Consider the following 10,820-nt stretch of genomic DNA (forward strand, 5'->3'; position numbering starts at 1 on the left):
CGGAGCACTGCCGTGACTTCTCAATCCTCCTCTCCCTGGGCGAACGGCCGGCTCGGCCGGTCCGGCCCGTTTCCGCGTCGGTCTCTCGAGATCGGCGCCATCGTCGTCGGTTTCATCTACTGGTGGCCGGTGGGTCTGGCGCTCGTCGCTTGGAAGTTCGCTGGCTACCCCGCTTTCGCCGAACTGCGTGACCAAGCGCGTCGCGCGGTTTCCGATTTCGAGAGTGCTCGGCCGGCATCGCGGTTTGCCCGTGCCTTCGAGGCGGCGAGCCGCCGCGACTCCAGCGGCAACGCTGCCTTCGACGCCTACCGCCGCGCCGAGCTCGACCGGCTGGAGGCGCAGCGCCGCGCCCTGGCGGAGGAGAGCCGGGCCTTCGCGGAGTTCGTCGAGGAGTTGAAGCGCGCCAAGGATCGCGAGCAGTTCGACGCGTTCATGGCCAAGCGCCGCCACGAGGGTGGCGAGACCCGCTCCGTCTGACACGGTCGCGGTCCGGGCTGATCGGCCCGGACCGCGTCACGCATCCACGATGCGTGGATCGTCGGCGTCGGATCGAGGACACAGCCGACCTCGACGGTCAGGGGGTAAGATCATGCCGGCGGTCGGACCGCCTCGGCACGACCCGCTTGGCGCTCCGAGGCCCGATCATCGCAATGGCTCGCAGCCTCATGGCCGCGTCCGAGACGCGATGATGCCGTCCGTCACCACCGCGACCCGACTGCCCTTCCGCACGCCTCCCGGACGCGGCCCCTCGGCCGAGTGACCATCGGCACATTTCCCGGCACAAGCCGGTGAGGAGACGGGATGCCGGAAGACCCGCCCGCTCGTTCAGCGGGGCGTCCCGCTCATTTGGCGACGTTCATCCGATCCCGCAGCGTGCAAGTTGCACCGCGTCGCAGGCTCCGGCATTGCTCAAATGGCGGGAGCGGAGGGGATTAGCATGCCAACGGGTCGCGTCACCGTGGTGGATCACCCGCTTGTACAACACAAGCTCACGCATCTTCGGGACAAGAACCGCTCCACCAAGGGCTTCCGCCAGATCCTAAACGAGATCGGCATGCTCCTGGCCTACGAGGTGACGCGGGATCTGCCCCTGGAGCCGGTGACCATCGACACGCCGCTCCAGCCGATGGAAGGACGGCAGATCCAGGGGAAGAAGCTCGTTCTGGCGCCGATCCTGCGCGCCGGGGTCGGCTTCCTCGACGGGATGCTGTCGCTCGTCCCGTCGGCCCGCGTCGCCCATGTGGGGCTCTACCGGGACCCGGAGACGCTGGAGGCGGTCGAGTATTATTTCAAAGCGCCGTCGGATCTGGCCGACCGGACTGTGCTGGTCCTCGACCCGATGCTGGCGACCGCCAACTCCGCCATCGCAGCGCTCGACCGGCTCAAGGCCCGCGGCGCCTCGGATCTCCGTTTCGTCTGCCTTTTGGCGGCGCCGGAGGGGCTGGCCAAGTTCCAGTCCGCTCACCCCGATGTGCCGGTCTGGACCGCCGCCATCGACAGCCACTTGAACGAGCACGGCTACATCGTGCCCGGTCTCGGCGATGCGGGCGACCGGATGTACGGCACCCGCTGAGGTGTGTTGCGCAAGCGGCGGTCACGTTCGCGCCGGCCGGACAGCCGAGCCTGGAACCGCCTCTCTACAGCTTGGCCCTCCCGGCCGCCCTGCGCCTCTTCCCGACGGACTTGCGAAGCACCTGCGAGAGCTGCTCGACCGAGTAGGGTTTCTGTATCAGGTCGAAGCCGTGGACGCCCTCTTCCGCCAGCACGTGGCTGTAGCCGGAGGTCAGGACAACCGGCAGACCGGGCAGGCGCTGTTCCAACTCCCGGGCGAGGGCGATGCCGCCCATCCCGGGCATGACCACGTCGGAGAACACCGCGTCGAAGCGGAACGGGATGCGTTCGAGTTCGACGAGTGCATCCTCGGCATTCGTCGCCCACACCGTGTGGTGCCCGAGATCCTCTAGGATCTGCGTCGCGAACCGTCCGACCTCGACGTTGTCCTCGACCACGAGGACGCACAGGCTGACTCCTTCGGACCCGCGTTCCTCCCGCGGTGCGTCGTCCGCCTTCTCGGGACCGTGTTCGACCTGCGGCAGGTAGAGGGTGAAGGTTGTGCCGGAACCGGCCTCACTCGACACGTCGACGTCGCCGCCGGACTGCTTCGCGAATCCGAAGACCTGAGACAGGCCCAGGCCGGTCCCCTTGCCGATATCCTTGGTGGTGAAGAAAGGCTCGAAGATGCGCGGCAACACCTCGGGAGCGATCCCGATCCCGGTGTCGGAAAGCGAGACGGCCGCGAAGGTGCTCCGCGAGCCGGCATGACCCCGGATGGCCGGCATCGGCCGTCCGCCATGAAGCCGCAAGGTCAGCGTGCCTTCACCGCCCATCGCGTCGCGGGCGTTGACCGCCATGTTGATGAGCGCGGTCTCGAACTGGCTGAGATCCGCCCGGATGTGGCAGGGCTGGTCGGGGATCTGCGCATCGACAGTGATGCGCGCGCCCGTGACCGAATCGAGCATTTCCGCGACGGCCCGGAGCGACGCGCCGACCTCGAAGACTTCGGGGCGGAGCGCCTGACGGCGGGCGAAGGCGAGGAGTTGCCCGGTCAGCTTGGCGGCGCGATCCACCGTGTCGGAGATCGCCTCGACGTAGCGCTGCCGTCGCACCTCGGACAGATCGGGCCGTTTGAGCAGGTCAGTCGACGACTTGATCACGGTCAGCAGGTTGTTGAAGTCGTGCGCGACGCCACCCGTGAGTTGTCCCACCGCCTCCAGCTTCTGCGACTGGCGCAAGGCCTCCTCGACGCGCTCCCGCTCGACGCTCTCCGACTGGAGCCGGTCATGTGCCTCGGCGAGCGCCCGCATGTTGCGCCGCTGTTCGGTCAGGTCTGAGAGGATGCCGCAAAGCAGGGGCTCGTCGCCCTGACGCTCGAACCGGCTGAGGGACAGGAAGGTCGCGCTCTCCGTTCCCGCCGCCCGCCGGAGTTCCACCTCTCCGCGCACCGGGCTGATCATCGCCTTGCGCACCAAGTGATCGAGGTCGGTGTCCCCCTGAACGAAATCGCGCAGGGCGCGCCCGATCAACCGCTCCTGCGGCTCCCCGAGCATGTCGGCGAGCCGCCGGTTGCAATAGAGCAGGGCGCCGTCCGTCCCGAGGGTGAAGGCGCCTTCTTGGATCTGCTCGATGAGGACCCGGTAGGGGCGATCCGCATTCTCCAGCGTGTAGACCAGCCGCTCGTGGTTCGGTCCCTCCACCACCACGGCGTCGAAATCGCCCCGGCGGATGGCCGCGAGCGTCTCCTCGCTCTCTTCGAGCCGCGCTTCGAGCTCCCGGATATGGGTCCGATAGGCCTCCGGACCTGGCTCGTCGCCGGGCAGCAGCGCGTCGACACTCATCACCGTGTCTCCGCGACGGGTTCGATCTGGAGGCTGCGCAGGATACGGCCCTCGTCGAGGAGGTCCCCTGAGATCCGGCGCTCGGGATGGGGGGAAACCTTCAACAGTGTCGGTGCGGCCAGGATGCCGTCGCGCTCGGCCAGATCGGGCTGTTGGTAGATGTCGACAACTTCTAACTCGTACCGGCCCGCCATGTGGGTCTCGCAGATCCGCCGCAGGGATTCGACCACGCGCAGCGACCGCGGCACCGTTCCGGCGACGAACAGCCTGAGGCAGTAATGGTCCGCCGGTGTTGTTGACGTCCTGGACCCGTTCAAGACTGATCCGCCTTCGGGCGGATATCGAGGCCGACCAGCACCTTTTCGGTATTCGACAGGTCGCCGATGATCCGCTTCAGCGGCGAGGGCAGGCGACGCACCAGGGTTGGGATCGCGAGGATCTGATCCCCCACGGCGAGCTGCGGATTCTCCATGAGGTCGATGACCTCGATATCGTAGCGGCCGGCCAAATGCTGCTCGCAGAAACGCTTGAGGTTCGTCATCGCCGCGAGGGACTTCGTGGTCTGCCCGGCGACGTAGAGGCGCAGATGGTAATGGCCCGGATCGTGGTCCGGATCCGTCTCAGGGGAGTGCTCGTCCGGCGTGATGTCGTTCATTCCGCAGCACTCCGTCGCGCGGTCAACTCCTGCCGCTCTGCCTCAACCCGCGCCGCGCGCAGCCTGTCCTCCGCGCGAAGCCGCTCCTCCTCGTCCTGGGCCGCGTCGAGACCGGCCCGCAACTCCTCGATCTGCCGCTCAATCGCCGAGCGCCGGCGCGCCACGTCCCGGAGGCTGCGCTCGGTCTCGCGCAGGCGCAGCTCAGAGACCGCCTTCTCCTGCGTTTCCTGAATCAGGCGGGCCGTTCCGGTTAGAACACCCGCGGCACCGATGTAGGCATCCACGAGCCGGATGCCGCCCGTCGACATGAGAAACTCGCGAATCTGGTTCGAGTGGCTCATGCCCCGCGCCTTCATGACGTAGAGGGTGCGCGTGCGTTCGCCGTTGGCCTCCAGGTTCTGCAGCTTGATCCAGGCATCCATCAGCGACGAAACGCCGAGATCGTCGTCTCGCATGAGGGAGCCGTCACCGCGCAGCGTGGTGAAGACCGCCGTGATGCCCCGGGCCTTGATCAGGTCGATCATTCGCAGGAGCGTCGCCTGCAAGATGCTGGCCGAGCCACGCAGGGCCGAGATCGGGTCGATCACCACCACCTGCGGTCGGAATTGGTCGAGGTCGCGGTGCATGCGCGCGAGGTGCGTCTCCAGGCCGAACAGGCTGGGCCGGGCGGCTTCGAAACGCAAACGCCCGGCCGCGACATGCTGATCCAGATCGAGCCCCAGCGAACGGGCATTCCGGATGATCTGATCGCCGCTTTCCTCGAAGGCGAAGACCAAGCAGCGCTCGCCGCGCCGACAGGCCGCGTCGGCGAGCGAGGAGGCCAGCATGGTCTTCCCCGTGCCTGCCTGACCGGAGATCAGGATGCTGGAGCCGCGGTGGAAGCCGCCCGGCCCCAGCATCGTGTCCAGGCCGGCGATGCCGGTCGAGAGGACGCCGCCGGGCACCGCGTAGTCCAGTTCGGCCGACGTGACTGGCAGGACGCTGATGCCTTCGTGATCGATGAGGAACGGGTATTCGTTGGTGCCGTGCGACGAGCCGCGGTACTTGACCACGCGCAGGCGCCTCGTGGTGATCTGATCCTCGACCCGGTTGTCGAGAAGCACCACGCAGTCGGAGACATACTCCTCGAGACCCTGGCGGGTGAGCTGACCTTCGCCGCGCTCGCCCGTGATGACCGCCGTGAGACCGCGCTCCTTGATCCATCCGAACAGGCGGCGCAGCTCGGCGCGCAGCAAAGACGGGTCGGTGAAGCCGGCGAACAGCGTCTCGATCGTGTCGAGCACCACCCGCTTGGCGCCGATGCTGTCCACCGCGAAGCCCAGGCGGATGAACAGGCCCTCGAGGTCGTACTCGCCGGTCTCCTCGATCTCGCTGCGCTCCACGCGCACGTGGTCGATGGCGAGCTTGCCCGCCGCCACGAGACCGTCGAGGTCGTAGCCCAGCGACGCCACGTTGGCGGCGAGATCGTCGGCGCGCTCCTCGAAACTCATGAAGACGCCCGGCTCGTCGAAGCGGGTGGCGCCGTTGACCAGGAAGGTCGTGGCGAACAATGTCTTGCCGCAGCCCGCCGCGCCGCAGATGAGCGACGGCCGCCCAGCCGGCAGCCCGCCATAGGTCAGATCGTCGAAGCCCTCGATGCCCGTCGGGGCCTTGGGCAACGTCGGATTCGCTTGCTGGTCAGGCACGATGATCGATGTCCTGGACGACTGTCGGAACCCGGAACCGGACCCAGCGCTTCGCGAGCGCTGCTTTCGGCGGTCCGGCCTCCGCGGCTTGAAACCCGGCATGGTGCCATGCGGCACGAGCGACACGCAGGACAGGCGTGAACGCCTGTCGCGACCCGGTATGGCAAGGTCGTCCTGAGCGCAATATGCGGTTGGCTCGTTCGTGGATTGGCGGCCGGTTACAGACCGGCCGCGGCCTCCGAACCCATCCGCTGAGGAGCGTCATGCTGGGCTGGAATGCGGAAGACGAAGCCCTCGTGGCGCCTGCGGTCGCCCGCAATCGGGACGCCATCCTGCAGGTTCTTCGTGCGGCACTGCCGGAAACCGGACGCGTCCTGGAGATCGCCAGCGGATCCGGCGAACATGCCGTGCACTTCGCGGCGGCGCTGCCGGGCCTGACTTGGCTGCCGAGCGATCCCGATCCGGCGGCCCGGCGCAGCGTCGCGGCTCATGCGCGCCGGGCCGCTGTCGCCAACGTCGCCGCGCCTCTCGATCTCGACGCGGCCGGGGGCGATTGGCCGGTCGCCGGCGTGGCCGCGATCGTCTGCATCAACATGATCCACATCGCACCCTGGACCGCCACGGAGGGCCTGATGGCGGGTGCCGGATCGGCCCTGCCGGAGGATGGCGTCCTCCTCCTCTACGGCCCGTTCCGCGAGGCTGGCCGGCACAACGCGGACAGCAACGCCGCCTTCGACGCATCCCTGCGCGCGCGGAACCCGGACTGGGGCGTCCGCGACCGCGAGCGCGTCTCCGCCGAAGCGGCCAAGCACGGACTCGTCCTTTCCCGTCGCATCGTCATGCCGGCGAACAATCTCAGCCTGATCTACCGGCGTGTCGCGGATTGAACGAACATTCGTGGCCGTTTCACGCTACTGCACATTGTATTCAAGCGACGGACCGTTGCACAATCCATCGGTGAAGCCGACCCGGCGCCAAAAGCCGCGCGGTCCGCAGGAGGAAACCGATGACACGGGATCGAAGCGTTTCGGGCCGGGCCGCAGCCCTGCTGGCCGTCGCCGGAATGATCGGGGCAGGGCCGGCGCGCGCCGCCGACCCGATCAAGATCGGCGTGATCGCCGAGGCGCAGTCCGTGGTCGGTGCCTCGATCCCGCAGGCCGTGCAGCTCGCCGCCGACGAGATCAACGCTCAGGGCGGCATCGACGGGCGCCAGATCCAGGTCGTCTCCTACGACGACAAGTCCTCCGCCTCCGACGCGGTCCGGGCCTTCCAGCGGGCGGTCTCCGAGGACAAGGTCAATCTCGTCATCGCCAGCTACATCTCGGAGGTCGTGCTGGCGCTGATGCCCTGGGCGGCCCGGCTCAAGACGCCGATGATCACGCCGGGCGCGGCCTCGAACGAGATCAGCCTCGCGGTCCACAAGGATTACGCGCGCAACAAGTACACCTTCCACGGCTACCTGACCTCCGCGGCGCTCGCTCAGTCGATCTGCGATTCCACCAAGGATCTGCTCATCGACCTGATGAAGGTGAAGACGGCGGCGATCATGAGCGAGGACGCGGCTTGGACCCGGCCCCTCGACGTAGGATACGAGAAGTGCCTGCCCGAGATCGGCGTGAAGGTCGTCGATCACATCCGCTTCTCGCCGGATACGGGTGACTTCACGCCGATCTACAACAAGATCGAGGCGGCCAAGCCGGATCTGATCGTTACCGGCATCTCGCATGTCGGCGTGCAGCCGACCGTGCAGTGGCAGAACCAGAAGGTGCCGCTTGCCATGACCGGCATGAATTCGCAGGCGACCTCCTCGACCTTCTGGTCGAACACCAACGGCGCCACGCAGGGCGTGATCTTCCAGAGCATCGCGGTGCCGGGTGCCGCCATCACGAGCAAGTCGCTCGCCTTCAGCGAGGCATTCAAGAAACGGTTCGGGAGTGACCCATCCTACGCGGGCTACATGGCTTACGATCAGGTCTACTACGCCGCCGACGCGGTGAAGCGGGCGGGCTCCACGGACGCCGACAAGCTCGTCGACGCCCTCGAGAAGACCGACTGGGAGGGGACGGTCGGCCGCACGCAATTTTACGGGAAGGACGACCCGTTCACGCACTCGATCCGGTACGGGCAAGGTTTCATCACCGGCCTCATGGCGCAATGGCAGGACGGCAAGCAGGTCGCGATCTGGCCGAAGGGCCTCGCACAGGGTCAAATCGTGATGCCGGCCGCCGTGAGCGCGGCGGCACGCTGAGCGCCGTGCGGCTTGCCAAGCGCGACTGCTGAGGCAAGTAGAGCCGGGCCGCGGATTTTCCGCGCGGCCCGGACGACGCGCGCGTGAAGGACCGAACGATGGTTAGTACCGACCTGCCCGAGACCATGCGCCAAGTTCGCTTCACGGGTTCGGGCGGGCCGGAGGTGATCACCCTCGAAAGCGCACCCCTGCCGAAGCCGGCGGCAGGCCAGGTTCTGATCGCGGTCGTCGCGGCAGGCGTGAACCGGCCCGACGTGGCGCAGCGGGCCGGCGTCTACCCGCCGCCGCCCGGTGCCACCGAAATTCCGGGGCTCGAAGTCGCGGGTCGTGTCGTCGGCCTCGGCGAGGGCGTCACGGGCCTCTCCCTCGGTGACGAGGTATGCGCGCTCGTGATCAGCGGCGGCTACGCCGAGTACGCGGTGGCCGAGGCGGCGCTCTGCTTGAAGCGGCCGAAAGCGTTCTCACTGGTCGACGCGGCGGGGCTGCCCGAGACCTTCTTCACGGTCTACTCGAACGTCATTCAGCGCGGCCACCTCGCCCGCGGCGAGCGCTTTCTGGTGCATGGCGGTTCGAGCGGCATCGGCGCCACCGCGATCCAGATGGCGAAGCTGTTCGGCGCGACGGTGTTCGCCACCGCGGGCTCCGCCGAAAAGTGCCGGTTCTGCGAACATCTCGGGGCGGACGCGGCGATCGATTACAAGCAGGCCGATTTTGCCGAGCAGGTGAAGCGTCTGACCGACGGGCGCGGCGTCGACGTGATCCTCGACATGATCGGCGCGAGCTACCTCGCGCGAAACATCAAGTCCCTCGCCCCGGACGGGCGCTTGGTGATGATCGCCCTAATGGGCGGCTACAAGGTCGATGGCCTGAATATCACGCCGATCATGCGCAACCGCCTGACCTTCACGGGCTCGACCCTGCGACCCCGCTCCCGGGCCGACAAGGCGGCGATCGCCGAGGGTCTGCGCAAGGACGTCTGGCCTGAACTCGACGCGGGCCGCATCCGGTCCGTAACGCACACGACCTTCCCGCTGGAGGAAGCCGGCAAGGCTCACGCGCTGATGGAGACGAGCGCACACCTCGGCAAGATCCTGCTCACCACCGGGCTGTAACCCGGCCCACGACAGGAACCCCTCTCGTCGGCGCCGCGTTGGCGGCCGGTAACGGAATCGTGTCGCAGGCCGCACTCTCGCGTGCTGCGTATCGCCGAGAGGTGTTTTCAAATGGTCGAGAAAATGAACCCGCAGGAGAGCCGGCAGGGCGAGCGTGGCAAGCCCGTGCTTTGGGTGCTGGTGGCGAGCCTCGTCCTTCTGGCGATCGCCACCGTGGGCCTGCTGACGTGGAACGGCGCCAACTCGCCCAAGGACTACGCCAGCCAGAGCCAGGATGCGTCGCGGCGCGAAGTCACCGGATCGGTGAACGGCCAGTCGAGCGGATCGTCGCCGTCGAACAGCACCGGCGTACCGGGCGGCAATCCCTCCTACCCGCAACCCGCCCAGCCGGGCGTGAATGGTGGGGCGGCGAAGTAACCCTCACAGGGTTAGCGGCACACGCTTCGTGCCCCCAGCGACGGACAGAGAGGCGAGGGGGCTGATAGCCTGCCGCGCTTCTCAGCGCGTCGGTATCGGCGTCGGCCCCCGGTAATCGTAGAAGCCGCGCTTGGCCTTGCGGCCGAGCCAGCCGGCCTCGACGTACTTTACGAGCAGCGGGCAGGGTCGGTACTTCGAGTCGGCCAGACCTTCATAGAGTACCTGCATCACCGACAGGCAGGTATCGAGGCCGATGAAGTCGGCGAGCTGCAGCGGGCCCATCGGGTGATTCGCACCCAGCTTCATCGCGGTATCGATGGATTCAACCGATCCGACGCCCTCGTAGAGCGTGTAGATCGCCTCGTTGATCATCGGCAGCAGGATGCGATTGACGATGAAGGCGGGAAAATCCTCCGACATCGTCGACGTCTTGCCGAGCTTGGCGATGAAGACCTTGGCCGCCTCGTAGGTGGTGTCCTCCGTGGCGATGCCGCGGATGAGCTCGACGAGCTGCATCACCGGCACCGGGTTCATGAAGTGGATGCCGATGAACTTCTCCGGCCGATCCGTCGCGGCGGCGAGCCGGGTGATGGAGATCGACGAGGTGTTGGTGGCGACGAGGGTCTCCGGGCGGAGCGACGCGCACAGGGTCGAGAAGATCTCGCGTTTCGTCGCCTCGTTCTCGGTCGCGGCCTCGATCACCAGATCGGCTGGGTTGAGGGCCGTGTAATCCCGGGCCGGCAGGATCCGGGACCGCGCTTCCGCGCTCTCGCTCTCCGTCATGGAGCCCTTGGAGACCAAGCGGGCGAACCCCCCCTCGATCGTGCTCAGGCCGTTCTCGAGGCGCGCCGGGTCGCGGTCGTTCAGCAGGACGTCCAGGCCGGCCGCGGCGCAGACCTGCGCGATGCCGCTACCCATCTGGCCCGCACCGATGATGCCGATCCTCTTGATCACCATTTCCATCTGCCGACCTGTGCCCCCAATACGGATGCCGATGCACGGCCGCCCGGATCGACGGACTGCGCCAATGCGGCAACGGTCGCGTAGACCTGCCGTTGCCGCCTTCTAGACCAATCTTCAGCGCGGAAGGAACCCGCTGGCCGGCTCCTGACGGCGACGGTCGCGCCGCCGTCAGGAGGGCGCGGCCGCAGACCGCCTGCCGCGCCCGATTTGCCGCTTACTGACCCTTGGCCTTGCCGATCTCGGCCTGGAGTTCTGGCACGACCTGGAACAGGTCGCCGACGAGGCCGTAATCGGCGACCTGGAAGATCGGTGCGTCCTCGTCCTTGTTGATGGCGACGATGACCT

The 10,820-nt window shown here is 67.4% G+C and carries 11 protein-coding genes and 1 pseudogene; 6 read left to right on the plus strand and 6 right to left on the minus strand.

Features of this window, described 5'->3' with window-relative positions:
* Positions 1 to 12 precede the first annotated feature (12 nt).
* Positions 13 to 477, plus strand: coding sequence for a DUF2852 domain-containing protein (locus MFF58_RS27325; RefSeq protein WP_238292679.1), 465 nt, complete (start codon positions 13 to 15; stop codon positions 475 to 477).
* A gap of 460 nt (positions 478 to 937) precedes the next feature.
* On the plus strand, positions 938 to 1,573 hold the full coding sequence (upp, locus tag MFF58_RS27330) for a uracil phosphoribosyltransferase (RefSeq protein WP_238292682.1): 636 nt from the start codon (positions 938 to 940) through the stop codon (positions 1,571 to 1,573).
* A 64-nt stretch (positions 1,574 to 1,637) separates the two neighbouring features.
* Here upp and MFF58_RS27335 read toward each other — a convergent pair whose 3' ends face one another.
* From MFF58_RS27335 to kaiC, 4 genes are read right to left on the minus strand one after another with little or no spacing between them, the layout of a single operon-like run.
* Positions 1,638 to 3,395, minus strand: a complete 1,758-nt coding sequence (locus tag MFF58_RS27335; protein ID WP_238292685.1) for an ATP-binding protein — start codon at positions 3,393 to 3,395, stop codon at positions 1,638 to 1,640.
* Positions 3,395 to 3,712, minus strand: a complete 318-nt coding sequence (locus tag MFF58_RS27340) for a circadian clock KaiB family protein (protein WP_238292687.1) — start codon at positions 3,710 to 3,712, stop codon at positions 3,395 to 3,397. Before MFF58_RS27340 ends, MFF58_RS27335 begins: the two co-directional genes overlap by 1 nt.
* On the minus strand, positions 3,709 to 4,050 hold the full coding sequence (locus MFF58_RS27345) for a circadian clock KaiB family protein (RefSeq protein WP_238292690.1): 342 nt from the start codon (positions 4,048 to 4,050) through the stop codon (positions 3,709 to 3,711). Before MFF58_RS27345 ends, MFF58_RS27340 begins: the two co-directional genes overlap by 4 nt.
* On the minus strand, positions 4,047 to 5,735 hold the full coding sequence (gene kaiC, locus MFF58_RS27350) for a circadian clock protein KaiC (protein WP_238292692.1): 1,689 nt from the start codon (positions 5,733 to 5,735) through the stop codon (positions 4,047 to 4,049). The genes MFF58_RS27345 and kaiC overlap by 4 nt, the downstream gene beginning before the upstream one ends.
* Positions 5,736 to 5,998: 263 nt before the next feature.
* Between kaiC and MFF58_RS27355 the strand changes: the two genes are divergently transcribed.
* The 4 genes from MFF58_RS27355 (at position 5,999) to MFF58_RS27370 (ending at position 9,512) form a co-directional block, all read left to right on the plus strand.
* Positions 5,999 to 6,622: a DUF938 domain-containing protein gene (locus tag MFF58_RS27355; protein ID WP_238292695.1), complete on the plus strand. Its 624-nt coding sequence runs from the start codon at positions 5,999 to 6,001 to the stop codon at positions 6,620 to 6,622.
* A 119-nt stretch (positions 6,623 to 6,741) separates the two neighbouring features.
* Positions 6,742 to 7,983, plus strand: a complete 1,242-nt coding sequence (locus tag MFF58_RS27360; protein ID WP_238292699.1) for an ABC transporter substrate-binding protein — start codon at positions 6,742 to 6,744, stop codon at positions 7,981 to 7,983.
* 98 nt (positions 7,984 to 8,081) lie between these two features.
* Complete coding sequence (locus MFF58_RS27365; RefSeq protein ID WP_238292702.1) at positions 8,082 to 9,095, plus strand: NAD(P)H-quinone oxidoreductase; 1,014 nt, start codon at positions 8,082 to 8,084, stop codon at positions 9,093 to 9,095.
* Positions 9,096 to 9,206: 111 nt separating this feature from the next.
* Positions 9,207 to 9,512, plus strand: a complete 306-nt coding sequence (locus MFF58_RS27370) for a hypothetical protein (protein WP_238292705.1) — start codon at positions 9,207 to 9,209, stop codon at positions 9,510 to 9,512.
* 81 nt (positions 9,513 to 9,593) lie between these two features.
* On the opposite strand, the gene MFF58_RS27375 is transcribed toward MFF58_RS27370, so the two are convergent.
* Both MFF58_RS27375 and MFF58_RS27380 read right to left on the minus strand, forming a co-directional pair.
* Positions 9,594 to 10,475, minus strand: coding sequence for a 3-hydroxybutyryl-CoA dehydrogenase (locus tag MFF58_RS27375; protein WP_238292708.1), 882 nt, complete (start codon positions 10,473 to 10,475; stop codon positions 9,594 to 9,596).
* 214 nt (positions 10,476 to 10,689) lie between these two features.
* Positions 10,690 to 10,820 (minus strand): annotated as a pseudogene (locus MFF58_RS27380) (electron transfer flavoprotein subunit alpha/FixB family protein); the annotation flags it as partial.

Source organism: Methylobacterium longum (genome assembly GCF_022179385.1).
GTDB classification, from domain to species: Bacteria; Pseudomonadota; Alphaproteobacteria; order Rhizobiales; family Beijerinckiaceae; genus Methylobacterium; species Methylobacterium longum.

Bases quoted from the DNA above. Each gene is read 5' to 3' on its own strand.
- upp (WP_238292682.1), top strand. From the start codon at position 938: ATGCCAACGGGTCGCGTCACCGTGGTGGATCACCCGCTTGTACAACAC.
- MFF58_RS27335 (WP_238292685.1), bottom strand. From the start codon at position 3,395: ATGAGTGTCGACGCGCTGCTGCCCGGCGACGAGCCAGGTCCGGAGGCC.
- MFF58_RS27345 (WP_238292690.1), bottom strand. From the start codon at position 4,050: ATGAACGACATCACGCCGGACGAGCACTCCCCTGAGACGGATCCGGAC.
- MFF58_RS27355 (WP_238292695.1), top strand. From the start codon at position 5,999: ATGCTGGGCTGGAATGCGGAAGACGAAGCCCTCGTGGCGCCTGCGGTC.
- MFF58_RS27360 (WP_238292699.1), top strand. From the start codon at position 6,742: ATGACACGGGATCGAAGCGTTTCGGGCCGGGCCGCAGCCCTGCTGGCC.
- MFF58_RS27365 (WP_238292702.1), top strand. From the start codon at position 8,082: ATGGTTAGTACCGACCTGCCCGAGACCATGCGCCAAGTTCGCTTCACG.
- MFF58_RS27370 (WP_238292705.1), top strand. From the start codon at position 9,207: ATGGTCGAGAAAATGAACCCGCAGGAGAGCCGGCAGGGCGAGCGTGGC.
- MFF58_RS27375 (WP_238292708.1), bottom strand. From the start codon at position 10,475: ATGGAAATGGTGATCAAGAGGATCGGCATCATCGGTGCGGGCCAGATG.